Annotated in this window: 24 protein-coding genes and 1 pseudogene; 11 read left to right on the top strand and 14 right to left on the bottom strand. The window is 61.4% G+C overall.

Features of this window, described 5'->3' with window-relative positions; all coding sequences use genetic code 11:
- Positions 1 to 11 precede the first annotated feature (11 nt).
- From hpf to M2401_RS00350, 4 genes are read left to right on the top strand one after another with little or no spacing between them, the layout of a single operon-like run.
- Positions 12 to 320, top strand: coding sequence for a ribosome hibernation-promoting factor, HPF/YfiA family (gene hpf, locus M2401_RS00365; RefSeq protein ID WP_259098298.1), 309 nt, complete (start codon positions 12 to 14; stop codon positions 318 to 320).
- A gap of 12 nt (positions 321 to 332) precedes the next feature.
- Positions 333 to 800, top strand: coding sequence for a PTS IIA-like nitrogen regulatory protein PtsN (gene ptsN, locus M2401_RS00360; protein ID WP_259098296.1), 468 nt, complete (start codon positions 333 to 335; stop codon positions 798 to 800).
- 2 nt (positions 801 to 802) lie between these two features.
- Entirely contained in the window at positions 803 to 1,660 is an 858-nt protein-coding gene (rapZ, locus tag M2401_RS00355) for an RNase adapter RapZ (RefSeq protein ID WP_259098295.1), read from the top strand.
- A gap of 16 nt (positions 1,661 to 1,676) precedes the next feature.
- Complete coding sequence (locus M2401_RS00350) at positions 1,677 to 1,949, top strand: HPr family phosphocarrier protein (RefSeq protein WP_259098293.1); 273 nt, start codon at positions 1,677 to 1,679, stop codon at positions 1,947 to 1,949.
- Positions 1,950 to 2,324: 375 nt separating this feature from the next.
- Here the strand turns inward: M2401_RS00350 and M2401_RS00345 are convergent.
- From M2401_RS00345 to pmbA, 4 genes and pseudogenes are all read right to left on the bottom strand, one after another.
- A pseudogene (locus tag M2401_RS00345) lies at positions 2,325 to 2,936 on the bottom strand (superoxide dismutase).
- 1 nt (position 2,937) lies between these two features.
- Positions 2,938 to 3,414 (bottom strand): DUF2753 domain-containing protein, encoded by a 477-nt coding sequence (locus M2401_RS00340; protein ID WP_259098292.1) that lies wholly within the window; start codon positions 3,412 to 3,414, stop codon positions 2,938 to 2,940.
- A gap of 32 nt (positions 3,415 to 3,446) precedes the next feature.
- Entirely contained in the window at positions 3,447 to 3,836 is a 390-nt protein-coding gene (locus tag M2401_RS00335; RefSeq protein WP_259098290.1) for a FagA protein, read from the bottom strand.
- Between the two features lie 199 nt (positions 3,837 to 4,035).
- Positions 4,036 to 5,382: a metalloprotease PmbA gene (gene pmbA, locus M2401_RS00330; RefSeq protein ID WP_259098288.1), complete on the bottom strand. Its 1,347-nt coding sequence runs from the start codon at positions 5,380 to 5,382 to the stop codon at positions 4,036 to 4,038.
- 107 nt (positions 5,383 to 5,489) lie between these two features.
- On the opposite strand from pmbA, the gene yjgA reads away from it, so the two are divergent.
- Entirely contained in the window at positions 5,490 to 6,011 is a 522-nt protein-coding gene (gene yjgA / locus M2401_RS00325) for a ribosome biogenesis factor YjgA (RefSeq protein ID WP_259098286.1), read from the top strand.
- 159 nt (positions 6,012 to 6,170) lie between these two features.
- Here yjgA and tldD read toward each other — a convergent pair whose 3' ends face one another.
- From tldD to mreB, 8 genes are all read right to left on the bottom strand, one after another.
- Positions 6,171 to 7,610: a metalloprotease TldD gene (gene tldD, locus M2401_RS00320; protein WP_259098284.1), complete on the bottom strand. Its 1,440-nt coding sequence runs from the start codon at positions 7,608 to 7,610 to the stop codon at positions 6,171 to 6,173.
- A 2-nt stretch (positions 7,611 to 7,612) separates the two neighbouring features.
- On the bottom strand, positions 7,613 to 8,458 hold the full coding sequence (locus M2401_RS00315; protein WP_259098282.1) for a carbon-nitrogen hydrolase family protein: 846 nt from the start codon (positions 8,456 to 8,458) through the stop codon (positions 7,613 to 7,615).
- Between the two features lie 100 nt (positions 8,459 to 8,558).
- Positions 8,559 to 12,371 carry a YhdP family protein gene (locus tag M2401_RS00310; RefSeq protein ID WP_259098280.1) on the bottom strand — a complete coding sequence of 1,271 codons (3,813 nt, stop codon included), beginning with the start codon at positions 12,369 to 12,371 and terminating at the stop codon, positions 8,559 to 8,561.
- Positions 12,372 to 12,534: 163 nt separating this feature from the next.
- Positions 12,535 to 13,992: a ribonuclease G gene (gene rng / locus M2401_RS00305; RefSeq protein WP_259098279.1), complete on the bottom strand. Its 1,458-nt coding sequence runs from the start codon at positions 13,990 to 13,992 to the stop codon at positions 12,535 to 12,537.
- Positions 13,989 to 14,591, bottom strand: a complete 603-nt coding sequence (locus M2401_RS00300) for a nucleoside triphosphate pyrophosphatase (RefSeq protein WP_259098277.1) — start codon at positions 14,589 to 14,591, stop codon at positions 13,989 to 13,991. Before M2401_RS00300 ends, rng begins: the two co-directional genes overlap by 4 nt.
- Before the next feature lie 66 nt (positions 14,592 to 14,657).
- Entirely contained in the window at positions 14,658 to 15,149 is a 492-nt protein-coding gene (gene mreD, locus M2401_RS00295; protein ID WP_259098276.1) for a rod shape-determining protein MreD, read from the bottom strand.
- Positions 15,142 to 16,242 carry a rod shape-determining protein MreC gene (gene mreC, locus M2401_RS00290; RefSeq protein ID WP_409033858.1) on the bottom strand — a complete coding sequence of 367 codons (1,101 nt, stop codon included), beginning with the start codon at positions 16,240 to 16,242 and terminating at the stop codon, positions 15,142 to 15,144. Before mreC ends, mreD begins: the two co-directional genes overlap by 8 nt.
- A gap of 219 nt (positions 16,243 to 16,461) precedes the next feature.
- Positions 16,462 to 17,499: a rod shape-determining protein MreB gene (gene mreB, locus M2401_RS00285; protein ID WP_020292894.1), complete on the bottom strand. Its 1,038-nt coding sequence runs from the start codon at positions 17,497 to 17,499 to the stop codon at positions 16,462 to 16,464.
- A gap of 207 nt (positions 17,500 to 17,706) precedes the next feature.
- Here mreB and gatC point away from each other — a divergent pair, with 207 nt between their 5' ends.
- The 6 genes from gatC to M2401_RS00255 all read left to right on the top strand — a co-directional run bounded on the left by gatC (position 17,707) and on the right by M2401_RS00255 (position 23,094).
- Positions 17,707 to 17,994, top strand: a complete 288-nt coding sequence (gene gatC / locus M2401_RS00280; RefSeq protein WP_259098265.1) for an Asp-tRNA(Asn)/Glu-tRNA(Gln) amidotransferase subunit GatC — start codon at positions 17,707 to 17,709, stop codon at positions 17,992 to 17,994.
- 15 nt (positions 17,995 to 18,009) lie between these two features.
- Complete coding sequence (gene gatA / locus M2401_RS00275) at positions 18,010 to 19,461, top strand: Asp-tRNA(Asn)/Glu-tRNA(Gln) amidotransferase subunit GatA (RefSeq protein WP_259098264.1); 1,452 nt, start codon at positions 18,010 to 18,012, stop codon at positions 19,459 to 19,461.
- A gap of 12 nt (positions 19,462 to 19,473) precedes the next feature.
- Positions 19,474 to 20,919: an Asp-tRNA(Asn)/Glu-tRNA(Gln) amidotransferase subunit GatB gene (gene gatB / locus M2401_RS00270; RefSeq protein WP_259098262.1), complete on the top strand. Its 1,446-nt coding sequence runs from the start codon at positions 19,474 to 19,476 to the stop codon at positions 20,917 to 20,919.
- Between the two features lie 164 nt (positions 20,920 to 21,083).
- Positions 21,084 to 21,458 carry a septal ring lytic transglycosylase RlpA family protein gene (locus M2401_RS00265; protein ID WP_259098260.1) on the top strand — a complete coding sequence of 125 codons (375 nt, stop codon included), beginning with the start codon at positions 21,084 to 21,086 and terminating at the stop codon, positions 21,456 to 21,458.
- 64 nt (positions 21,459 to 21,522) lie between these two features.
- On the top strand, positions 21,523 to 22,566 hold the full coding sequence (locus M2401_RS00260) for a calcium/sodium antiporter (protein ID WP_259099818.1): 1,044 nt from the start codon (positions 21,523 to 21,525) through the stop codon (positions 22,564 to 22,566).
- 147 nt (positions 22,567 to 22,713) lie between these two features.
- A complete protein-coding gene (locus tag M2401_RS00255) occupies positions 22,714 to 23,094 on the top strand; it encodes a carboxymuconolactone decarboxylase family protein (protein ID WP_259098259.1) in 381 nt (126 codons plus the stop codon).
- Here M2401_RS00255 and M2401_RS00250 read toward each other — a convergent pair.
- Positions 23,091 to 24,032 (bottom strand): AEC family transporter, encoded by a 942-nt coding sequence (locus tag M2401_RS00250; protein WP_259098257.1) that lies wholly within the window; start codon positions 24,030 to 24,032, stop codon positions 23,091 to 23,093. The genes M2401_RS00255 and M2401_RS00250 overlap by 4 nt on opposite strands.
- A 78-nt stretch (positions 24,033 to 24,110) precedes the next feature.
- Positions 24,111 to 25,670: an alkaline phosphatase gene (locus M2401_RS00245; protein ID WP_259098256.1), complete on the bottom strand. Its 1,560-nt coding sequence runs from the start codon at positions 25,668 to 25,670 to the stop codon at positions 24,111 to 24,113.
- Positions 25,671 to 25,938: the final 268 nt, after the last annotated feature.

The raw sequence follows: 25,938 nt of genomic DNA, 5'->3' as shown, positions 1-25,938 counted from the left end.
GAGAAAGCGGTATGCAAGTCAACATCAGTGGACATCAACTGGATGTGACCGACGCCCTACGCGACTACATCACCGAGAAACTCGGACGACTGGAGCGCCACTTCGACAAAATCACCAATGTGCAGGTGATCATGGAGGTCGAGAAGCTGAAACAGAAAATCGAAGCCACCCTGCACATCCCCGGCGGAGAGGTGGTCGCCAACGCGGAACATGCCGACATGTACGCAGCGATCGACCTCCTGACCGACAAGCTCGACAGACAATTGCTCAAGCATAAGGAAAAACAGCAACGCAGCCTGCAAGGTGCAGCGGCGCGCTGATACCCCACCTACATGATCCGACTTGAAAATATCCTGACCCCTGGCCGTTCATTCGTGGACGTGCCAGGCACCAGTAAAAAAAAGGTGCTCGAAGAAATCGCCAGGCTGATTGCCAAGGGGACAACCCCTGAGATTGATCAGCAAGACGTTTACGAGCATCTTATTGCCCGCGAAAAACTCGGCTCGACCGGTTTTGGCAATGGTATCGCCATTCCACACTGCCGGCTGAGGGGCTTAACCTCACCGATCAGCGCAGTGCTTCATCTGAAAGAAAAGATAGAATTCGACGCTATTGATGGCGCGCCTGTCGACCTGTTGTTTGTTTTGCTCGTCCCCGAAGCGGCAACCGATGCCCATCTGGAGTTGCTGCGCCAGATCGCAGGCATGCTGGATAACGCCGATAACCGCAAAAAACTACGCAGTGCCAAAAGCAGCGAGCTGCTTTATCAAGTGGTACTGGACGTGCAGAACGGCCACTGATCATGCGCATGATCATCGTCAGCGGTCGCTCCGGCTCAGGCAAGAGCACGGCCCTCGATGTTCTGGAGGACAGCGGCTTTTATTGCGTCGACAACCTCCCCGCCGGCCTGCTGCCGGAGCTGGCTGAACGCGCACTGATCAATACCGAGCTGGCCGAGCCGATGCTCGCCGTGTCCATCGATGCACGCAACCTGCCCAGCCACCTGACCCGCTTTCCGCAAATGCTCGAAGAGGTGCGCTCGCGCAATATCCGCTGCGACGTTATCTACCTTGATGCGGACGAAGCCACCCTGTTCAAGCGCTTCTCGGAAACCCGTCGTCGCCACCCCCTGAGCAATGCCAACCGCTCCCTGGCTGAAGCGATACGTGACGAGAGCAAACTGCTGAGCCCGATCATCGACCTGGCTGACCTGTCCATCGACACGACCCACCTGAATCTCTACCAGCTGCGCGACACGCTGAAACTGCGGCTGCTGGACAAACCTGAGCCAGGCACCGCGATCCTGATCGAATCCTTCGGCTTCAAGCGCGGCATGCCCGTGGAAGCCGATGTGGTATTCGACGTACGCTGCCTGCCCAACCCTTACTGGAAACCCGAGCTGCGCGAGCAGTCCGGGCTTGATCAACCCGTTGCCGACTACCTCGCGGCCCAACCTGATGTCGAAGAGATGTTTCAGGACATCTTTGCCTACCTCAACAAGTGGCTGCCGCGCTTTGCCGCCAGCAATCGATCCTACGTCACCATTGCGATTGGCTGTACCGGCGGGCATCACCGCTCGGTCTATCTGACGGAACGCCTGGGCCGAGTGCTGCAACAATCCCTCAAGAACGTTCAGGTCCGCCACCGCGACCTCAGCTGAAAGGACTTTCACTGCGATGCCCGCTCGTCAAATCACCATCATCAACAAGCTCGGCCTGCACGCTCGTGCAGCGGCTAAATTCGTCGGCGTGGCGGGCAAATTCCCCTGTCAGATCAGGGTCGGGCGCACCCCGGAAAGCATGGTCGACGGCAAGAGCATCATGGCCGTCATGATGCTGGCAGCAGGCAAAGGCACCGACATCCACCTGCATACCGAAGGTGATGACGAACAGGCGGCACTGGATGGGTTGGTCGAGTTGATCAATAACTACTTTGATGAAGGCGAGTAAACGGCATCCTCCGATAGGGGATACGGCTTTTATCAAACAACGTAAAACCTGCTGAATGACCGAAACTCTGTGGGAGCGAATTCATTCGCGAAAGCGGTATTTCAAACGACTCATATGCGTTGGATGTACCGGCCCCTTCGCGAATGAATTCGCTCCCACCAGATTTACCCGCGCCCCTGCGCGATACGGATTTGTGTCCCCCTTTAGATGGGAGACACCCACCTCAGAACAACAGCCAGCCCAGCGCCCGGCCAATCAACAGTAAGACACCGAGCAAAAACACAATCAATCCTGCCGCCCGGCGAAACCTTCGCCCCCTGCCGACCTTATGAATATCCAGACGCATAAACTGCCTTAATTCTTGTTATATGAGATTCAGGCCACGGCGGCCAGATAACGCCTGGATACTTCGCCCCAGTTGATCACGTTATAGAAAGCGTTGATGTATTCAGGACGACGGTTCTGATACCGAAGGTAGTAGGCGTGCTCCCAGACATCCAGGCCGAGGATCGGCGTATTGCCATTCATCAGCGGGCTGTCCTGGTTGCCACTGCTTTCCACGACCAGCTTCTTCTGCGGGGTCACGCTCAGCCAGGCCCAGCCACTGCCAAAACGGGTCAGCGCAGCTTTGGTGAAGGCGTCCTTGAACGCATCGAAGCCACCCAACTGCTCATCAATGGCCCTGGCCACCTGGCCCTGTGGCAAGCCGCCAGCGGCAGGCGCCATTACCGCCCAGAACAGCTAGTGGTTGGCATGCCCGCCGCCCTGATTGATCACGGCCGGGCGCAGTTTTTCTGGAAGCTGCTGCACCGCTGCCACCAGCTTCTCGATCGGCCATTCAGCCCATTCGGTGCCTTCGACGGCAGCGTTGAGGTTGTTGATATAGGTCTGGTGATGCTTGCTGTAGTGGATTTCCATAGTCTGCGCGTCGATGTGCGGCTCCAGCGCGTCGTAGGCGTAAGGCAAGGCAGGCAAGGTATAAGGCATATCAATGAACTCCGTAATTGTGGCCGGGGTAGGTGGAATCGGGGATGGCCGCAGCATTGCGCTGCAGTGACATGCGCGATTGCTCGCCGCCACTGCTGAGCAGCCGGTGAGTACGTGGGTACTCGCCGTATTCGCTGATGAAACCGAGCAGCTCGGTGTAGGTTTTGCTGCTGTGACGCAGCGCCGCATGGCGCAAGGCCGGGGACAGGCGCTGCTCCTGCATGACCTGGAGCAAATGCTGATGAACCGCGCAGAGGTACTCCGCGCTCTCCTCCGGCTGCCCCAGAGCCAGGTGCAGATCCGCCAGGTTGTGGTGCGAGATGACAAAGGCGGCAACCGCCTCATCCACGTTCGCCCAACGCTCGAACAACACCTGGGCCAGCGCCAGCGCCTGCAGGTACAGCTCACGGGCATCAACCAGATCGCCGCGATTGAAACAGCGATTGGCCTCTTCAATGGTGCGTTTCCAATGCTGCATGACATACCTCCAGAGACGCTGACGGGTGTCGGTCAAAGACCGGCGGCTATGAGTTCATTGGGTGTGATCGAAGGCTGCAGGACGCAGGCGGCCAATTCGTGGACGCAGGCTTGATAGCGTTCATGGCGGGCCGGGGTTTGCGCCAGAGCGTGCAGGTCACGCAGCGGGCGCCAGGCCTGATCCAGACACAGGCAGCGCCAATGCCAGGGCAATACCGTGTCGCGCGCGGTATCGAGCAAAAGACGCAAGGTGGTTTCGGCGATCAGTGACTGGGGCGTGGCGGTGAAGCGTGCCAGATAGCGCCCTTCGGCAAGGTAATGTTCGATTGAGCGGGGTTCGTCAGCATCGAGGGCGCAGCGCACCCGTACACCCAGGAAACGCCAGTGGTCCAGATGCGCAGATTCGTGCAGAACAAGGCCCATGACTCAATCTCATCTTTGAAATGATATTCATTATTAAATGAGATTTATAATCACGACAAGCAGAAAGATGGATTGCTGCTATCCAGGGGACATCCCGTTGGAGCCGGGCTTGCCCGCGAAATGAACGCTGCGGTGTATCAGGTACACCGCGTCACCGCCCTTCGCGGGCAAGCCCGGCTCCAACGGATATGGGGTGGTATCAGCTCCCCGCCACGGTCATCCGCTCGATCAGCACCGAGCCCGTACGGATATTGCTGCGCAGCTCCAGGTCACTGCCCACGGCGACAATCTGTTTGAACATGTCGCGCATATTCCCGGCAATGGTCACTTCCTGCACCGGGAACTGAATTTCACCGTTCTCGACCCAGAAACCTGCCGCGCCACGGGAGTAATCCCCGGTGACCATATTCAGGCCGCTGCCCATCAGTTCAGTGACGAACAGGCCGCGGCCCATGCGGCGGATCAGGGCCGCCTGGTCTTCCGTGCCATGGGTAACGAATAGATTGTGCACGCCGCCGGCGTTGGCGGTGCTCGGCAGGCCCAGCTTGCGCCCGGAGTAAGTGCTGAGGATGTAGGACACCAGATCACCATTTTCGACGAACGGCTTGGCATAGGTGGCCAGGCCGTCGCTGTCGAACGCCGAGCTGCCCATGGCACGCATCAGGTGCGGGCGCTCGTCGATGGTCAGCCACTCGGGGAACAGGCGCTGGCCAATGGTGCCTTCCAGGAACGATGACTTGCGGTACAGGTTGCCGCCGGAAATCGCCCCAAGGAAGCTGCCGAACAAACCACCCGCCAACTCGGCGGAGAACAGCACCGGCACTTCGCAGGTCGGCACCGGCCGCGCACCCAGGCGGCTGGCAGCGCGTTCAGCGGCCTTGCGGCCGATGCTCAGTGGATCGGCCAGCAGCTCACCCTGGCGGCTGACGTCATACCAGTAATCGCGCTGCATCTGGCCGTCACCCTCGGCGATCATCACACAGCTCAGGCTGTGGCGAGTCGAAGCATAACCACCGACAAAGCCATTGCTGTTGCCATATACACGGCAGCCCTGGTGGGTATTTAGCGTGGTGCCGTCGGCGTTCTTGATCCGGCTGTCGGCATCGAACGCCGCCGCTTCACAGATCAGCGCCTTCTCGATGGCCTGCTCGGGGCTGATGTCCCAGGCGTGGTAAAGATCGAAATCCGGCAGGTCCTTGGCCATCAACGCGGCATCGGCCAGGCCCGAGCTTTCGTCCTCGGAGGTGTGTTTGGCGATGGCCAAAGCAGCGGCAACCGTCTCGCGAATAGCGTCGGCGCCACTGGCCGAGGTGCTGGCCGAGCCTTTGCGCTGGCCCACATACAAGGTAATACCGAAACCCTGGTCACGATTGAACTCGACCGTCTCAACCTCGCGCTGACGCACCGAAGTCGACAACCCCTGCTCCAGCGACACCGCTACCTCACAGGCGCTGGCGCCCTGGCGACGGGCTTCGGCGATGATTTGCTCGACCTGCTCCTGCAGTTCGGGCAGGGCCTGCGGGCCGACGCTTTGGGATGCACTCATGACTTTCTCCATCAAATTCTGCTTTCGGCACAGACCGAATACCGAGCGGGCCGGACAAGCGGCCCTCGACTGGTTATCATGGCGGCGTTTATTTTCGGACGGCCCCCATGGTTGATTCTTACGACGACTCCCTCGACGGGGAGAAAAGCAAAACCCAGATCAAGCGTGAACTTCACGCTCTCGTTGACCTGGGCGAGCGCCTGACCACACTCAAGGCCGATGTACTGGCCAAGCTGCCGTTGACCGATGCGCTGCGCAAGGCCCTGGCCGACGCGCCCAAGCACACGGCGCATATCGCGCGCAAACGGCACATCCAGTTCATCGGCAAACTCATGCGCGACCAGGACCTGGACGCCATTCTGGTGTTGCTCGACCAACTCGATGCCTCCACTCGCCAATACAACGAACGCTTCCACAATCTGGAACGCTGGCGTGATCGCCTGATCACCGGCGCCGACGATGTGCTGGAGAAGTTCGTTGCCGAATACCCCGAAGCTGATCGCCAGCAACTGCGCTCCCTGATCCGTCAGGCCCAGCACGAACTGGCCCAGAACAAACCGCCAGCTTCGACCCGCAAAATCTTCAAATACATCCGTGAGCTGGACGAGACACAACGCGGATTGCGTTGAGTCCTGCCTCACTTCCCACCGACAGTGGGATTTTGACTCTGTGGGACCGGCTTTAGCCGGGAAGACGTTCGTACATCCGATACATAAGTGTCGTCTGTCATGCTGCCTTCCCGGCTAAAGCCGGTCCCACACAAAAGCCAGTGCTCACGGTTCACCCCATCAGCCGCCAGTACCACCGACCGTGATCGCATCGATCTTCAACGTCGGCTGCCCCACGCCCACCGGCACGGACTGCCCGTCCTTGCCACAAGTCCCCACGCCGCTGTCCAGCGACAGATCGTTACCGACCATCGACACCTTGCTCATCGCCTCCGGGCCGTTGCCGATCAGAGTCGCGCCCTTGACCGGTGCGGTAATCTTGCCGTCTTCGATCAGGTAGGCCTCGCTGGTGGAGAAGACAAACTTGCCGCTGGTGATATCCACCTGACCACCGCCCAGGTTGGCGCAGTAGATGCCGCGCTTGACCGACGCGATGATCTCGGCCGGATCGCTCTGGCCACCCAGCATGTAAGTGTTGGTCATGCGCGGCATCGGCAGGTGCGCATAGGACTCGCGACGACCGTTGCCGGTGCGGGCTACGCCCATCAGACGGGCATTGAGCTTGTCCTGCATGTAACCCTTGAGCACACCGTTCTCGATCAGCGTGGTGCATTCGGTCGGAGTGCCTTCGTCATCGACGCTCAGGGAGCCGCGGCGCCCGGCCAGAGTGCCGTCGTCGACGATGGTGCACAGTTTGGAAGCCACCATCTCGCCGATCCGGCCGCTGTAGGCGGAACTGCCCTTGCGGTTGAAGTCGCCTTCCAGACCGTGGCCGACGGCTTCGTGCAACAGCACGCCGGACCAGCCCGAGCCCAGCACCACAGGCAGCGTACCCGCTGGCGCCGGAATCGCTTCGAGATTGACCAGCGCCTGACGCAGCGCTTCGCGGGCATAGCCCATGGCGCGGTCGTCCGTGAGGAAATAGCGATAGTCGGTACGCCCGCCGCCACCGTGACCACCGCGCTCGCGGCGGCCGTTCTGCTCGACGATGACGCTGACGTTGAACCGCACCAGCGGACGTACGTCGGCCGCCAGGCTGCCGTCGGTGGAAGCCACCAGAATCCGCTCCCAGACCCCGGCCATGCTCACCGAAACCTGTTGAATGCGCGGGTCCAGAGCACGGGTGGCGACGTCGATGCGCTTGAGCAGCTCGACCTTTTCCGCGCGGGTCATGACTTCCAGAGGATTATCCGGGGCATACAACTGAGCCACATCCTGACTGGTAAAGGCCTGGACAGTGCCGTGCTGCCCGGCGCGGGAGATCGAACGAGCCGCCTTGGCCGCCGAACTCAAGGCTTCCAGGGTGATGGCGTTGCTATAGGCAAAACCGGTTTTCTCGCCGGATTGCGCGCGCACGCCGACACCCTGGTCGAGATTGAAGCTGCCTTCCTTGACGATGCCGTCTTCCAGGGACCAGGACTCGGAAATCTGCCCCTGAAAATACAAGTCGGCAGCGTCGATACCCGGGCCGGCCAGTTCGCCCAGCACCGATTGCAGGCTGTCCAGGTTCAAGCCACCGGGCGCCAGAAGGTGTTCACTGACTGAGGAGACGTCGCTCATATTCACTCCGAAGCAGGCCGCACTGCGTCCTGCACAAAAAATCGCCGGTGACTGGACACCGGCATCCGCGCCCGGATGGACGCCTGTTCTTCAATGTCGCGCTGGGCCAGCAAGACCGCCTCGCCCTGGGCCTGCTCGGCCAGTACCCGACCCCAGGGGTCGATAATGGCGGCATGACCCCAGGTCTCGCGCGGGCCTGGATGAACCCCGCCCTGCGCGGCCGCCAGCAGGTAACACTGGGTTTCAATGGCGCGCGCCCGGATGAGGATGTCCCAATGCGCCGCGCCGGTCACAGCCGTGAAGGCCGACGGCGCGGTAATCAATTCGGCACCTGCGGCTCGCAGGGCTGTGTATAACTCGGGGAAGCGCAGGTCGTAGCAGACACTCAAGCCCAGGCGTCCCACCGGCGTATCCACCACCACAACGTCATTGCCGTGAGCATAGTCATCGGACTCGCGATAACGCCCGCGGCTATCGGCCACATCCACGTCGAACAGGTGCAACTTGTCGTAACGCGCCACCTGCTCGCCGTGTTCATCGATCAACAGCGAACAGGCCGTGACCTTGCCATCGGGCCGATCACTCGGCGGCAGCGGCAAAGTACCGGCAACTATCCATAACTTGAGGTCGCGGGCGGTGCTTTTCAACCATGGCAGGATCGGCCCTTGCCCCAAGGCCTCGGCGCGGCCGATATCAGCGACGTCGCGACGGCCCATGGCGGCGAAGTTTTCCGGCAACACGGCAAGCCTGGCGCCGGACGCAGCCGCCTGCTCGAGCAGACGCCGGGCCTGGGCCAGGTTGCCCAGGACATCGCTCTGGCTGACCATCTGGATAACGGCAAAAGACATGGGGCACTCCTTGTCGGTGATGACAGGCACTTTACTCCTTGCGGTATTCCCGCATCGCATTCGATCGCCAGCAAGCCGGCCCCTACAGGGGGCGTCTTTGTTACTGCGGCTTTTCGAAAGGCTTGTCGAAGGTGATCTTCGGCTCTTTCCACGGCCCTTCGACCTTGTACTGCACGCTGGCAAAGCGCGCCACGCGGTCACCCAGCAACTTGTCTACGAGGAACAACGCGCCGCCAATGGCCGGGGCACCGACGATCAGCGCGGCAATCGGCAGGTTGTTGGTCACCGGCAACGTCACCAGCAGCTTGGCGTCGACGCGGTCCTTGACCATGTCCAGGGTGCCGTCCAGTTCCAGGTTGCTCGACGGCCCGGCCAGCGTGATGGGTTTGCGAGTGACGTAGACGCCATCACTGGCGACCAGCAGGCCCTTGACCTTGTCATAGCTCAGGCCCTTGCCGAGCAGGTCGGAGAAGTCCAGGCGCAGGCGGCGACCGATGGAGTTGAAGTTGAGCAGGCCGAACACTCGCAACGCCTGGGCACCGCCCTCCACTTCGACGAACTGCCCGCGCTCAAGGGTGGCGTCGAGGCTGCCCGAGTAACGCTTGAGCCCGACCCAGGCCGGTGAGCCTGGCCAGCGACCATCGACGTTCAGTTCGAAACTCTCGCTGGTCACGGTCGGGGCAAAGCCCCAGCCCTTGAGCACATCGGCCAGGTTCTTGCCGTTGATCTTGCCCTTGTACCAACTGCTGGTGGACCCCGGCGCGCCTTCCCAGCCGCCGTCGCCGAGCAGCAACATGCCCTTGAGGCCCATGTTCAGGTCAGCCAGCTGGATACCGTTGGTGGTCGGGCGCACCTTGAGCGACCAGGCGCCGACCAGTTGATCGCCCTGGAACAGTTGGCTGATATTGATATTCAGCGCCGGAATCTGCCGGGGATCGACATCGGCCAGCGGGTCCGGCGCATTCTCGACCACTGCCGCAGCCGGGTCCGGCGCAGGCAGGCGCACGTACTGCATATCGATGCCGATGGGCGCGGCCTTAGCATCGGGCAGGCTGGCATTGCCCTTGGCTACGGTGCTGTCCAGGGTCAGGTTCCAGGCTGCGGTGTCGCGTTTGAGCTGCACCCGCGCCTGATCGAGGGTGGTGCCCATGGCGATCAGCTTGCCGATCTGCAGATCGACGCCGCTCAACAATTTGGCGCTGCCGCCCGGATCATTGCCAGCATAACGACCGGCAGTGGCTTTCCAGGTGTTCACATCCAGTTCCGACAAGCTGCCGCGAATGCGCAGGCCCTTGCCGTCCGGGACCGCAGCCGTACCGTCACCGAGCAGCAGCTCGCCACGGCCGTCGGCAGGCGTGCTCGCTGGCGCACTGTAGGCCAGGCTGGCCAGATTGCCGTAGAGCGCGTTATAGCGGCGCTCAGGGCCTTGCAGGCTCATACGGAACTCACTGTCGCGGGTTTCGTCGGCGGTCTTGCCAAAAGGCGCTGGCAGGTCCACCACCAGGCCCTTGAGACTGGAGTTGATCTTCAGCTGGCTGTCGGCGCCGCCCAGGGTCACTTGCAGTTGATAAGGCAAATCGCCGGACACCGGCAGCGGCTGGGTGATACCGAGCCAGTCGTTCAGGCGCTTCTGTGCCACCAGGCCGCTGGCATTGATCCGGGTGATCGGTGCGCCGGGCTTGCCGTCGGCAATGATCTCGGCCGTGATCGCCCGGTCGAAGGCCAGGGCCTTGATGTTCTTGCCGCTCAGCCCCTTGGTACTGTCAAAACGGAAGTCGCCCTTGAGCTGACTGAATTCCAGCACCGGATCGGCAATCTTCAAGCGCGCGTTATCGGTACTGAAATCAACACCAATCTTGGCTTCCTGGCCTTTGACCAGCGGCACATCGAGTTTCAGCTTGCCTTGCAGCGGGCCGTCGCCAGTCCAGCCGGCAAAGGTACTGGCCGTGCCGATCGGTGCGGTCTGCAGGATCTTCACGCCATCGGCCAGGGTGCCATTGAAGTCGCCATCGACGAACAGGTGGCTACTCTGCCCGGCAGGTACATGGGGAATATTGACCAGTACATTGCTGACCTGGGTGTTGAGCATCTGCGCCTTGCTGGCCTTGATGCGCACGCCGCTGTTTTCCACGAAGACATTGCCATCCACGCCGGTGAGCTGCGGCCAGCCGGGCTGGAAGTCGAGGGTGGCGTTGTGCACCTTGAAGAACAGGCTGATCACCCGCGCGGCATCCATGGCCCCGTGATCGAGCGAGCCCTGGTATTGGAAGAAGCCCTGATCCACCGCGCCGCCCAGCACCGCCGTGCGTAGCCAGCTGTCCAGCGCCGGGCTCAAGGCCGCAGGCAGGTACTTGCTGGTGTAACGGCCATCGCCATCGACCATTCCGACCCGCAGGTCCATGTAATCTTCCTGATCGTGGGTGAAGTGCAGGCGGATCAGAAAGTCGGCGGCAATCTTGCCCTCATCCCCAAGCACCTTGATATACGGGGCAATCAGGGTGAAGCCTTCCTTGTCCAGGTGCCAGGTCAGGCGCGCGTTGGCCTTGGTGTAGGTCCAGGGGTTGGCGAAGATCGGCGCCAGGTGCAGCATGAAATTGTCCGTGGCCAAACGCAGTTCGCCCTGACCAAGGTCGCCGCTGATGGCGCCGCTGACATTCCCGGCCGCCGGAGCGCCGTGATAGGCGTTGAAACCGAGCTTGTCGAGGTTGGCGGCGAACATCAGCTTCTTGTCCCCCTCCACACCCGGACGGAAATCCAGCAGCACGTTGGTCAGGGCACCGGTGAACTTGAGGTTGTCCAAGGCCACCTTCGCGCCGTCAGGCACCGGCACCAGGGCGTCGAACAGCGGCATCAGCGGGGTCAGGTCCAGGCGGTCGGCTTGTACATGCCACAGCTCGTCAGTACCGGCAGTGGCTTCTTCCTGGGTCAGTTGAATGCGGCTTTCCCAACGGTTGCTGCCCAGGCTCATCGCCAGGGAACCCAGGGTCAGGTTGAAGCCCTTGTCAGTGCGTTGCAGCCAGGCATTGAGCGCCAGGTTACCGATCTTGGCCGGTTTGCGATCGGCATAGGCGGCCTTGATGGTGGGTGCATTCAGACGCAGCGCAGCGCTCTGCATAGTGCCTTTGGCCCAGCTCAGCCACAGCTCGCCGCCGGCCTGCAGGGTGTCGAAATTCCACTGTTTGGTCAGGCTTTTTGGCAGCCAGTGCGCCCAGTCACTTTGCGGCAGGCTCAAGTAGAGGTCGGCGTTGCCCTCGCGCCACTCGCTGGCGCGGATATGCGAGCGCACATTCAGGGCCAGGGGCTGACCATCGGGCAAGGTTACCCGGGCATCCAGGCGCTGATTGACGCTGCCGGTCTTGAGACTGAGGCTGATGTACTTGAACGTCTGCGGCTGTTGTTCGAAGGGTTGCAGGGTCAACTGGCTGTCGAACAGCGTCAACCGCGAGATAACCTGCATTTGGGTCAGCAACTGCTGCGGATCGAAGGGTTTATCATCGCTGACCGGCAGACCCTGCAGCGCCCAGTGGCCGTCCTTGTCTTCCTTGAGGCTCAGTTGCAGGCCATCGAGTTCCAGACGGGCGATGCGCACCTGACGGGCGCGAACGCTGGCCCAAAAATCCGGCACAGCGCGCACATGCTCCAGGCGCATGGAATTGCTGCCCTGCCCCACCACCACATCGCGGGCGACGAATATCGGCGCAAAGCCGTGCCAGGTGCCTTCCAGGCCACCGATACTCACCGGCATTTGCAGCGCCGTGGCGACCTTGCTCTCGATATCAGTGCGATATTCAGCCACCAGGGGCGCCAATTGCCGCCCCAGGCTGACATACAACGCCGCCAGCACCAGAATCAGCGCGCAAAGGCTCAAGCCCCAACGGGTCAGCGTTGCCGAAAGGCGGGTCAGACGTTGCATATCAGAGCGCTCCCACAGAGGGATGGGATAACCCGGCTCGTTTTTGCAGACATCAATAGGTTCCGGGATTGCTCAATTGCCACGCATCGATCTCGTTATAAGGGCGTCCTTGCCACAGGTCCGTCGGCTGCTCAGGGTTCATGCTCGCGAGAGCGCTGCGAACTCAGAGCAAAACAACGTCGTATTGTTCCTGGGAATACATGGTTTCTACCTGAAAGCGGATGGTTCGGCCAATAAAGCCCTCCAATTCCGCGACATTGCCCGACTCTTCATCGAGCAGACGGTCCACTACCCGCTGGTTGGCCAGTACACGATAGCCCACGGCCTGGTAGGCGCGGGCCTCGCGCAGGATCTCACGGAAGATTTCGTAACAGATGGTTTCCGGGGTCTTCAGCTTGCCGCGCCCCTGGCAACTGTTGCACGGCTCGCACAGCACCTGCTCAAGGCTCTCGCGAGTGCGCTTGCGGGTCATCTGCACCAGGCCCAGTTCAGTGATACCGATGATGTTGGTCTTGGCGTGGTCGCGCTCCAGCTGTTTTTCCAGGGTGCGCAGGACCTGCCGCTGATGCTCGCCATCTTCCATGTCGATGAAATCGATGATGATGATCCCGCCCAGATTGCGCAGGCGCATCTGCCGGGCGATGGCGGTGGCCGCTTCGAGGTTGGTCTTGAAGATGGTTTCTTCGAGGTTGCGATGACCAACAAAGGCGCCGGTATTGACGTCGATGGTGGTCATGGCTTCAGCCGGATCTATCACCAGGTAGCCGCCGGACTTGAGCGGCACCTTGCGATCCAGGGCTTTCTGGATTTCGTCCTCAACGCCATACAGGTCGAAGATCGGCCGCTCGCCGGGGTAGTGCTCCAGGCGGTCGGCGATTTCCGGCATCAGCTCGGCGACGAACTGCGTGGTCTTCTGGAAGGTTTCCCGCGAATCAATACGAATTTTCTCGATCTTCGGGCTGACCAGATCGCGCAGGGTGCGCAGGGCCAGGCCGAGGTCTTCGTAGATCACATTGGGCGGGCTGATGGTCTTGATCTGCTCGCCGATCTGGTCCCACAGGCGCCGCAGGTAGCGGATGTCCATGAGAATTTCATCGGCACCGGCGCCTTCGGCGGCCGTACGCAGGATAAAGCCACCGGCTTCCTTGATCCCCTCCAGGGCCACGCAGTCGCTGACGACTTTCTTCAGCCGCTCGCGCTCGCCTTCGTCTTCGATCTTCAGCGAGATACCGACATGGGCGGTGCGCGGCATGTACACCAGATAGCGCGACGGGATCGACAACTGAGTGGTCAGGCGTGCGCCCTTGCTGCCAATCGGATCTTTGGTGACCTGCACCACCAGGCTCTGGCCCTCGTGCACCAGGGAAGCAATGCTCTCCACGGCCGGGCCTTCGCGCATGGAAATTTCCGAGGCGTGAATGAACGCCGCCCGGTCCAGGCCAATATCGATAAACGCCGCCTGCATGCCAGGCAACACCCGCACTACCTTGCCCTTGTAGATATTGCCGACGATCCCGCGACGCTGGGTCCGCTCGACATGGACTTCCTGCAAAACACCGTTTTCCACCACAGCCACGCGTGATTCCATCGGCGTGATGTTGATCAGAATCTCTTCACTCATGGCTTTTCACCTTCCAGGCATTGCCAACAGGGTATGCCGAAACGGCTCAGCAGTTCTGCGGTTTCACACAAAGGCAGGCCGACCACCGCCGAATAACTGCCTTGCAGCGCCTCGACAAAGATCGCCGCCAGGCCCTGAATGGCATAACTGCCGGCCTTGTCGCGGGGTTCACCACTGGCCCAGTAGGCCTGAATTTCCTCGGCGCGGATCGGCCGAAAACGCACGCGACTGCTCACCACCCGCGCCTCGCTGCCCTGGCGATTGGCCACGGCCACGGCGGTCAGGACTTGGTGTTCGCGCCCGGAAAGCGCCGTGAGCATGGCGCGGGCGTCGGCCTCGTCCAGCGGCTTGCCGAGAATGCGCCCGTCCAGCACCACCGCCGTATCGGCACCGAGCACACAGGCTTGGGATGCAGCACTCAGCGACGCCAGCCCGGCCTGGGCCTTGCCGCGCGCCAGGCGCTCGACGTAAGCCAGGGGCTGTTCATCAGCAAAAGGGGTTTCATCGATTTCGGCGCTCAGAGCGGTGTAAGGCACACCGATCTGGGTCAGCAGCTCACGGCGACGTGGCGAGCCGGAGGCAAGATAAAGGGAGGGCATCTAGACATCTCCATGTCAGGGGTCATGGTGACGGCCAGCCTCATGCCAGCCGTAACCACGCAGCGCTCAATTGATTTTCAAACGCTTGCGCAGGCCACGCATACCGTAGCTCACCCAAGGCCACAGCAGGACACTGACCAGTGCTGGCAACAGCAACGCCAGCGTCGGCTGACGATTACCGGTCAAGGCGCTGAGCCAGAGTTGCGCCAATTGCGCCAGGCCGAAGATAACCAGCAGGATCAGGCATTGCTGCCACATGGGGTACATGCGCAAGCGTTGCTGCAAGGACATTACCAGGAAGGTGATCAGGCTCAGGATCAGGGCGTTCTGCCCCAGCAACGTGCCATACAGCACGTCTTCCATCAGGCCCAGCACCCAGGCCGTGGTCATGCCAACCTTGTGCGGCAGGGCCAGGGTCCAGAAGGTCAGTAAAAGCGCCAGCCACAGTGGCCGAAAGATTTCCATGAACTGCGGCAGCGGCGAAACGCTCAGCAACAGCCCCAGCAAAAACGTGAACCACACAACCCAACCATTGCGTGAAGGTGCCAGACTAACCATCGTTTCGCTCCCGGGTACCGGTCGCCGGCGCTGTGCCCGGCGCCGCAGGCGGCCGGCTCGCCGCAGGTCGGGCCGGCTTGCGCGCAGGCTTGACCGGAGCCGCAGCCGGAATCAGGGTCACCGTCGGGATCTCGGGGATGGTCAACGGCGCAGTACCCGGCACCACATGGTTGGCCGGGGAACTCGCCGGCGCCGGCGCCGTCACGGGCGTCGCCGCTGCCGCAGGGGCTGCCGACGTGCCCGGCTCCGCGCCGCGCTCGATATTTTCCTGGGCCTTGGCCGCATCGGCAGCGCGCTCTTCCGGCGAGCGGCCGTCGGAGAACACCAGCAGCAGGTAACGGCTGCGGTTCAGGGCCGCAGTCGGCACGGCGCGGACAATGGCGAAAGGCTGGCCGGAGTCATGAATCACTTCCTTGACCGTCGCCACCGGGTAACCGGCAGGGAAACGCTGGCCAAGGCCGGAACTCACCAGCAGGTCGCCTTCCTTGATGTCGGCGGTATCCGCCACATGGCGCAACTCCAGGCGCTCCGGGTTACCGGTGCCACTGGCGATGGCGCGCAGGCCGTTACGGTTGACCTGTACCGGAATGCTGTGGGTCGAATCGGTCAGTAGCAGAACCCGCGAGGTATACGGCATCAACTCGACCACCTGGCCCATCAGGCCACGGGCATCAAGCACCGGCTGCCCCAGCACGACGCCATCGCGCTCACCCTTGTTGATGATGATGCGATGGGTAAAGGGATTGGGGTCCATGCCGATCAGCTCGGCCACTTCGACCTTCTCGTTGACCAGTGCCGAGGAGTTGAGCAACTCGCGCAGACGCACGTTCTGCTCGGTCAGGGCCGCCAGCTTCTGCAGGCGCCCCTGCAACAGCAGAGTCTCGGTTTTGAGTTTTTCGTTTTCGGCGATCAGTTCAGTACGGCCGCCAAACTGGCTGGCAACGTTTTGATACAGACGCGAGGGCAGATCGACCACCCAGTAGGACTGCATCAGCACCAGTGACATCTGGCTGCGCAGCGGCTTGAGCAATTCAAACCGCGCATCGACCACCATCAGTGCTACCGAAAAGACGGCCACTGCCAACAGGCGCACGCCCAGGGACGGGCCTTTTGCGAAGAGCGGTTTAATAGGCTCCTCCCGGGCATGCATCCGATGGGTTGAGCTGTACGTGGCTGTGCTTATTCATGCGGCATTGGACCGGCCAGGACAGTAGAGAAGGTGAGCGCCAGATTTCGGCGCCAGCGCAAAGCATACAGGTAGCACAAAGCGCTACCTGTATTCAAAGGCTGCCATGAAGTGTTTTTCCGGCGATCACTCGCTGGAAAGCAGATCCATGGTGTGCTTGTCCATCATCTCCAGGGCACGACCACCACCACGAGCCACGCAGGTCAGCGGGTCTTCGGCGACGATCACCGGCAGGCCGGTTTCCTGAGCCAGCAGCTTGTCGAGGTCACGCAACAGGGCGCCACCACCGGTCAGCACCAGACCGCGCTCGGCGATGTCCGAAGCCAGTTCCGGAGGCGACTGCTCCAGCGCGCTTTTCACGGCCTGAACGATGGTTGCCAGGGATTCCTGCAACGCTTCCAGCACTTCGTTGGAGTTCAGGGTGAAGGCACGTGGTACGCCTTCGGCCAGGTTACGGCCGCGCACGTCCACTTCACGGACTTCGCCGCCCGGATAAGCGGTACCGATTTCCTGCTTGATGCGCTCGGCGGTGGATTCACCGATCAGGCTGCCGTAGTTGCGACGCACGTAAGTGATGATCGCTTCGTCGAAACGGTCGCCGCCCACACGTACGGATTCGGCATAGACCACACCATTGAGGGAGATCAGCGCGATTTCAGTGGTACCACCACCGATATCGACAACCATCGAACCGCGGGCTTCCTCGACCGGCAGGCCAGCGCCGATAGCAGCAGCCATTGGTTCTTCGATCAGGAATACTTCACGGGCGCCAGCACCCAGGGCCGACTCGCGAATGGCGCGGCGCTCAACCTGGGTGGATTTGCACGGTACGCAGATCAGCACCCGAGGGCTTGGCTGCAGGAAGCTGTTTTCGTGAACCTTGTTGATGAAGTATTGGAGCATCTTTTCACAGACGCTGAAGTCGGCGATGACGCCGTCTTTCATCGGGCGGATAGCAGCGATATTGCCCGGGGTACGGCCGAGCATGCGCTTGGCTTCCATCCCGACGGCGACGACACTCTTCTGGTTGCCATGGGTACGAATGGCTACAACCGAAGGTTCATTCAGAACAATACCGCGCTCACGCACGTAAATAAGGGTATTGGCAGTCCCCAGGTCGATAGACAAATCGCTGGAAAACATGCCACGCAGTTTCTTGAACATGGGAAATGGACCCTAGGGAGCGCGTGGGTAAAAAAGTGCGGCAAACTCTAACAACGACAGGGATTTTGGGCAAGGAGCCAATATGTTAAATTGGTGGTTTTCCGAGCACGACGCTAGACGTTCGCGGCCCTTTGACCGTAAAAACCCTGTCGTGTTCCGCAATCCGCCCCACGGACTGGATCCGTGCGCATTCCACAGGAGAACCCCATGGCGCTTGATCGCTCCGACGTGGAAAAAATCGCTCATCTGGCCCGACTTGGCCTGAATGACGCCGATATCCCGCGTACTACTGAAGCACTGAACAGCATTTTGGGCCTGATTGACCAGATGCAGGCCGTCGATACCAGCGGTATCGAACCCCTGGCCCACCCCCTGGAAGCCTCCCAGCGCCTGCGCGAGGACGCCGTAACCGAGCCCAATCGTCGCGATACGTATCAAGCCATCGCACCGGCGGTCGAAAGCGGCCTTTATCTGGTTCCGAAAGTCATCGAGTAAGGGATTGAGCCTTTTATGCATCAAATGACTCTGGCCGAGATCGCTCGCGGACTCGCCGAAAAAAAGTTTTCTTCTGAAGAACTGACCCGTGTTCTGCTGGCGCGCATTGCCCAGCTCGACCCTCAGCTCAACAGCTTTATCACCCGCACCGACGACCTGGCCATCGCCCAGGCCCAGGCTGCCGATGCCCGCCGCGCCAAGGGCGAGAACGGCGCCCTGCTGGGTGCCCCGCTGGCCCACAAAGACCTGTTCTGCACCCAGGGCGTACGCACCAGCTGCGGCTCGAAGATGCTCGACAACTTCACCTCGCCCTACGACGCCACCGTGGTCGCCAAACTGGCCGCTGCGGGCACCGTGACCCTGGGCAAGACCAACATGGACGAATTCGCCATGGGTTCGGCCAACGAATCCAGCCATTACGGCGCGGTTAAGAACCCGTGGAACCTGGAACACGTGCCAGGCGGCTCGTCCGGCGGCTCGGCGGCGGCTGTGGCTGCACGCCTGCTGCCTGCGGCCACCGGCACCGATACCGGCGGTTCGATTCGCCAGCCAGCGGCCCTGACCAACCTCACCGGCCTGAAACCGACCTACGGTCGTGTCTCGCGCTGGGGCATGATCGCCTACGCCTCCAGCCTCGATCAGGCCGGCCCCATGGCCCGCAGCGCTGAAGACTGCGCCTTGCTGCTGCAAGGCATGGCCGGTTTCGACCCACTGGACTCCACCAGCATCGACGAACCGGTACCGGATTACTCCGTCAACCTGAACGCCTCGCTGCAGGGCCTGCGCATCGGCATTCCAAAAGAGTACTTCAGTGCCGGTCTCGACCCGCGCATCGCTGACCTGGTCATGGCCAGTGTCGAAGAATTGAAGAAACTCGGTGCCGTAATCAAGGAAATCAGCCTGCCGAACCTGCAACACGCGATCCCGGCCTACTACGTCATCGCCCCGGCAGAAGCCTCGTCCAACCTGTCGCGCTTCGACGGCGTGCGTTTCGGCTATCGCTGCGAAGACCCGAAAGACCTGACCGACCTGTACAAGCGCTCGCGCGCCGAAGGCTTCGGCCCGGAAGTGCAGCGCCGCATTCTGGTGGGCGCCTACGCGCTGTCGGCCGGTTACTACGACGCCTACTACCTGCAGGCACAGAAGATCCGTCGCCTGATCAAGAACGACTTCATGAATGCCTTTACTGACGTCGACGTCATTCTCGGCCCGACCACGCCTAACCCGGCCTGGAAAATCGGCGCCAAGACCAACGACCCGATCGCCGAGTATCTGGAAGACTTCTACACCATCACCGCCAACCTCGCGGGTCTGCCGGGCTTGTCCATGCCAGCAGGCTTTGCCGGTGGACTGCCGGTCGGCGTGCAATTGCTCGCCCCGTATTTCCAGGAAGGCCGTCTGCTCAACGTCGCGCACCAGTATCAGCAAGTTACTGACTGGCACACCCGCGCACCTGAAGGCTTCTGAGGAGAAACACACATGCAATGGGAAGTCGTCATCGGGCTGGAGATTCACACCCAGCTCTCGACCCAATCGAAAATTTTCTCCGGCAGCGCCACCACGTTCGGCTCCGAGCCCAACACCCAGGCCAGCCTGGTTGACCTGGGCATGCCCGGTGTCCTGCCGGTGCTGAACAAGGAAGCCGTGCGCATGGCCGTCAAGTTCGGCCTGGCTATCGACGCCGAAATCGGCCAGCACAACGTCTTTGCGCGCAAGAACTACTTCTACCCGGACCTGCCCAAGGGCTACCAGATCAGTCAGATGGAGCTGCCGATCGTCGGCAAGGGCCACCTGGACATCACCCTGGAAGACGGCACCGTCAAGCGCGTCGGCATCACCCGTGCTCACCTGGAAGAAGATGCTGGCAAAAGCCTGCATGAAGACTTCAGCGGCATGACAGGTATCGACCTGAACCGCGCCGGCACACCACTGCTGGAAATCGTTTCCGAGCCGGACATGCGTTCGGCCAAGGAAGCCGTGGCCTATGTCAAAGCCATGCACGCGCTGGTCCGCTACCTGGACATCTGTGACGGCAACATGGCCGAAGGCTCGCTGCGTTGCGACTGCAACGTTTCGGTCAGGCCTAAAGGCCAGGTCGAGTTCGGCACCCGCTGCGAGATCAAGAACGTCAACTCGTTCCGCTTCATCGAGAAGGCGATCAACAGCGAGATCCAGCGCCAGATCGACCTGATCGAAGACGGCGGCAAGGTCATCCAGCAGACCCGCCTGTACGACCCGAACAAGGACGAAACCCGCGCCATGCGCAGCAAGGAGGAAGCCAACGACTACCGTTACTTCCCCGATCCGGACCTGTTGCCGGTGGTCATCGAGGATTCCTTCCTCGAAGAAACCCGCGCCACCTTGCCGGAACTGCCGCCGCAGAAACGCGAGCGCTTCCAGAGCCAGTTCGGTCTGTCGGCCTACGACGCCAGCGTGCTGGCCTCCAGTCGCGAGCAGGCGGACTACTTCGAACAGGTCGTGGCCATCAGCGGCGACGCCAAACTGGCCGCCAACTGGGTCATGGTCGAACTGGGCAGCCTGCTGAACAAACTAGGCGTAGATATCGAGCAGTCGCCGGTTAGCGCCGAGCAACTGGGCGGCATGCTCAAGCGCATCACCGACAACACCATCTCCGGCAAAATCGCCAAGATGGTCTTCGAGGCGATGGCCAATGGTGAAGGCAGTGCCGACGAAGTCATCGAGAAAAAGGGCCTGAAACAGGTCACCGACAGCGGTGCCATCGAAGCCATGCTCGACGAGATGCTCGCCGCCAACGCCGAACAGGTCGAACAATACCGCGCCGCAGACGAAGCCAAGCGCGGCAAGATGTTCGGCTTCTTCGTCGGCCAGGCGATGAAAGTCTCCAAAGGCAAGGCCAACCCGCAGCAGGTCAATGAACTGCTCAAGAGCAAGCTGGAAGGCTGATAGGGCAAGTAAAAGACTCAGGGTAGCAAAATGATTGTAGGAGCGAGGCTTGCCCGCGAAGAGGCCGGTACATCCGGTGGATTTACCAAATATGAACATCGCCTTCGCGGGCAATCCTCGCTCCAACGATCCCGGACTTTCCCGGGCTCAAGGAGCAACACACCATGCTACGGCTTCTCGGCGCCTCTTCCCTGCTTCTGCTGCTGGCCGGCTGTGCCAGTGATCGCGAGATCGATCCCCACGGTTACGATGAAACCGGCAGTGCCTCGTACTACGGTTCGCAACATCAAGGCAAACGCACCGCCAGCGGCGAGCGTTTCGACCAGAATTCCCTGACCGCCGCCCACCGCCAGTTGCCTTTCGGCACACGGGTGAAGGTCACCAACCTCGACAATGACCAAAGCGTCGTGGTGCGTATCAATGATCGCGGGCCCCATACCCGTGGCCGCCTGATCGACGTTTCAAGGTCGGCCGCCGAACAGTTGGGTATGCTGCGCAGCGGCACCGCCAAAGTGCGCGTGCAGGATCTGGAAGACTGACTCTTCTTACACACTTAGGGACCTCACCATTCTCCAATTATCGAACCTGCCCCTGCCCGTCGTCCTGCAATTCCTCAGCGGCCTGGTGCTGCTGGTCGCAGGCGCGGAGCTGTCGGTGCGTGGCGCGGTACGTCTGGCCGCCCTGCTGCGGGTGCGCCCGCTGATCATCGGCCTGACCGTGGTCGCCTTTGGCAGCAGCGCGCCGCAAATGGCCGTCAGCCTGCAATCGGCGTTTTCCGATAACACGGATATCGGCGTCGGCAGCGTCATCGGCGGCAACATTTTCAATGTGCTGGTGACCCTCGGCCTGTCCGCCCTGATCATCCCCCTGCGCGTTGCCCGGGAACTGGTGCGCATCGATATCCCGCTGATGATCGGCGCCAGCCTGCTGGTCTGCCTGCTGGCCTGGGATCATCAACTGGGGCCGTTTGAAGGGATGATTCTGCTGATCGGCCTGCTGGCCTACCTGCTGATCGTGCTGCGCCAGTCCGGCTACGGCGCCCGTCATGGCAAAGTGATCAATGATCCACGCCCCCGGCAGACCGCCCTGCTGCTGATGCGCCTGGCCGCCATGGCCGTTGGCCTGGCCTTGCTGATCAGCGGCAGTCATCTGCTGGTCAACAGCACCGTGGTCCTGGCCGCAGACCTGGGTCTGTCCGAGCGGATCATCGGCCTCACCGTGATTGCCGTCAGCACCTCCCTGCCCGCCCTCGTCACCTCGCTGATCGCCGCCATTCGCGGTGAGCGGCATATCGCCGTCGGCAACGTAGTCGGCAGTAACCTGTTCAACCTCTGCGGCGTACTCGGCCTGACCGCCCTGATCGCGCCACAGCCGCTGTCAGTGTCGCCCAATGCCCTGACCTTCGATCTGCCCATCATGCTCGGCGTCGCCGTGCTGTGCCTGCCGCTGATGCTCTCTGCCTACCGCATCACCCGCGCCGAAGGCCTGCTGCTGCTCGCCCTGTATGCAGCCTACGGCCTGCATCTGGTGGCCCTGAGTACCGGCATGGCCCTGGCCGAGCGCCTGGAGCAGGTGGTGATTTGGTATGTGTTGCCGGTGTTGGCGGTTTTCATCGTGTACACCGCACTTAAGGCTTGGCGACATTAATCAGACCAACCCCGTTGGAGCGAGGCTTGCCCGCGAATGATTCACTGTGGTGTACCTGAAACTGCGGGTCGCCTGGTTCGCGGGCAAGCCTCGCTCCAACGATCTGCACTCAGTTGTAGTTAATAGTGTTCTTCAGGAGCAAATAGCATGAGCGAAGCAAAATCGAACGGTGAACAACTGCGTCGTCAGGTCATGGGCGATGTCTTCGTCGACCGTGCCCTGGGCAATGCCACGGACTTCACCCAGCCGCTGCAGGACTTCGTCAACGAGCACGCCTGGGGCAGTGTCTGGGGCCGTGAGGGTCTGCCGTTGAAAACCCGCAGCCTGATCACCCTGGCCGCGCTGACCGCCTTGAAATGCCCGCAGGAACTCAAGGGCCACGTGCGTGGCGCGCTGAACAACGGCTGCACCGTCGACGAAATCCGCGAAGCGCTGCTGCACTGCGCGGTGTATGCCGGCGTGCCGGCGGCCATTGATGCGTTCCGCGCCGCCCAGGAAGTGATCGACAGCTACGAGAAGCCCGCTTAAATCCAGCCGCCCCATTGCAGGATGAAAATGCCGATATTGGTCGTCACCGCCGCTGCCAGGGTGGTGATGACAATGATCGCGGCCGCCAGCTCATGATTGCCATTGGCCGCACGCGCCATGACGAAGCTGACGGCGGCGGTCGGGCTGCCGAAGTACAGGAATAGAATCCCCAGCTCCGCATGGCGGAAGCCCACCAGCCAGGCGCCGAAGGTGCATATCACTGGCAGCCAGATCATCTTGACCATACTGGCACTGATCGCCAGCTTGCCGCTTTTGCGCAGCGAGGCCAGAGACAGGGTGCCGCCGATGCAGATCAACGCCAGGGGCAAGGTCATCTGCGCCAGATAGCTACCGGAGGTTTCCAGCCACTTGGGCAGGCCGATGCTGAAGTAGGCAAACGGCGCGGCAGCAAGCACGCTGATAATCAGCGGGTTGGCCAGGATGCTCTTGAAGATGCTCCACGGGTCAGACTTGATCACCGGGCTGTACACCGCCAGCACGATGGTCGACAGGGTGTTGTAAAACAGGATGATCAGCGCCGCGAGGATCGCCCCCAGGGAAATCCCGTAGTCGCCGTACATGCTCGCCGCCAGGGCCAGGCCGATCACGCCGTTATTGCCGCGAAACGCGCCCTGCACAAAAATCCCCCGATCGATCAGCGGCGCCCGCCAGATCGCATAGCCCCAGGCAAAGGCAAAACCGGCCAGGGTCGCCACGGTGAAATAGATCAGCAGTTTGGGCTGCAAGGCCGCGTGCAGGTCGGCGTGGATGATGCCGAGAAACAGCAGCGCCGGCATGGTCGCGTTGAACACCAGGGCCGAGGCGGTGATGATAAAACCGTCGTTGATCCAGCCAATGCGCTTGAGCAGCACGCCAAGAAACAGCATGGCGAATACCGGGGCCGTGATATTCACGGTTTCAAGAAAAATACCCAGCATGCCGCGATTCCCTGCCCAGTCGTTAGTTGCCTAATGATAAGTCACTAACGACCGGGTTGTTACAGAGAATTTCAGCGGTCAGGCCTTGGCAGGCTGCAATTTCTGCTCGAATACCGCCACACCATCCAGATCGCGCAGGGTCACGGTCAACTCCGCGCTCTGGCCGTCGATATTCACCTCACCGAAAAACTGAAAACCGGCAAAAGGCGACGTGTTCTGCGCCGGTGGCGCCTTCTGGAACACCAGTTCCGGGCCAAAGGTCTTGTCCAGGGGATTGGGCCCGAAGCTGCCCGCATTCAGCGGCCCGGCGACGAACTCCCAGAACGGGTCGAAGTCCTGGAAGGTCGCCAGCTCCGGCTGATAGTGGTGGGCGGCGCAGTAATGCACATCGGCGGTCAGCCACACACAATCGCGGATCTTCTGCGCGCGCAGGAAGGTCAGCAGCTCGGCGGTCTCCAGCTCGCGGCCCTTGGCCGGGCCGTTGTCACCGTTGGCAATCGCCTCCCAGCGCCCCACACCGGGGCTGACTTCGCCGTCAGGCACACCCAGGCCGATGGGCATATCGGCCGCAATCACCTTCCACTGCGCCGTCGAGCCTTGCAATTCGCGCTTGAGCCACTCCAATTGCTCGCGACCCAGGAACGCCGTTTGCGCGCTGGCCTGCTCGGACAGGTTGGCATCGTTGCCGCCGCGATAACTGCGCATGTCCAGTACAAACACATCCAGCAGCGGCCCGTAACCGAGCTTGCGGTAGATGCGCCCGCCCTTGTCCGCCTGTTGCAGGCGCATCGGCGCGTATTCGAGGTAGGCCTGGCGCGCGCGGGTCACCAGCAACTGGATATCGCGGGTCTTGTAACGCTCGTCCAGTTGCTTGCTCGGCGACCAGTTATTGATCACCTCATGGTCGTCCCACTGCCAGATCTGCGGCACCTCGGCATTGAAGCGACGCAGGTTGTCGTCCATCAGGTTGTAGCGGTAATTGCCGCGATACTCATCAAGGGTTTCGGCGACCTTGCTCTTGGCCTCGGTGGTGATATTGCGCCAGATCCGCCCACCCTCGGTGACCACCTCGGCCGGCACCGGGCCATCGGCGTAAATGGTGTCGCCGCTGTGGATAAAGAAATCCGGCAAGCGCAGGCGCATGGCTTCGTAGATGCGCATGCCGCCGATCTCCGGGTTGATGCCAAAGCCCTGGCCGACGGTGTCGCCGCTCCAGACAAAGCGGATATCGCGGCGCTGCTGCGGCGCACTGCGCAAGTGGCCGAACCAGGGTTCGCTGGGGGTGCCGGTCTGGGCATCTTCGAAATGCACGCGATAGAAAATCGCCTGATCGGTGGGCAGGCCGCTCAGCTCGACCCGCGCCGTGAAGTCGGTGCGTTGATCGGCCAGTAACGACACTGAGCGGCGCGGGTTAGTGAACATGCTGCGGGTGTCCCACTCCACCACCATGCGCGAGGGCCGGTCGCTGCGGCTCCAGACCATCGCCCGGTCACCGAGCAGGTCGCCGGACTGCACGCCATCGGTCATCTTCGGCCGGTCCTTGACCGACGCCAGCACCGCAGGCGCCAGGCCCGGCAGCAACAGGCCCGCGCCCACCGCCTGGATTACCCGACGACGCTTCAGATCGAATTCGCTCACGGCCATTCCCTCGCATAAAGGTCAAAGGCATACGCTAGCAGGGGTTTGTGGGGTGAATATGACAGCGGCGACCTTATCCAACCTGACAATCTGATTTCCTGTGGGAGCGAATTCATTCGCGAAGAGGCCAGTACATCCGACAAATTTCTATCGCCTTCAACCCCCTTTCGCGAATGAATTCGCTCCCACAGCTTTCAGCCAGTGGCGGCGTTACATTTGTGTGCTTGCCTCGGGAAAAACCGGGAACTAACCTCCCGGCCTGCTGAAT

It is taken from the genome of Pseudomonas sp. JUb42 (genome assembly GCF_024807945.1).
Classification (GTDB): domain Bacteria; phylum Pseudomonadota; class Gammaproteobacteria; order Pseudomonadales; family Pseudomonadaceae; genus Aquipseudomonas.
Note: the sequence above shows the minus strand (reverse complement) of the source record. Positions and strands in the feature narration are given on the sequence as shown.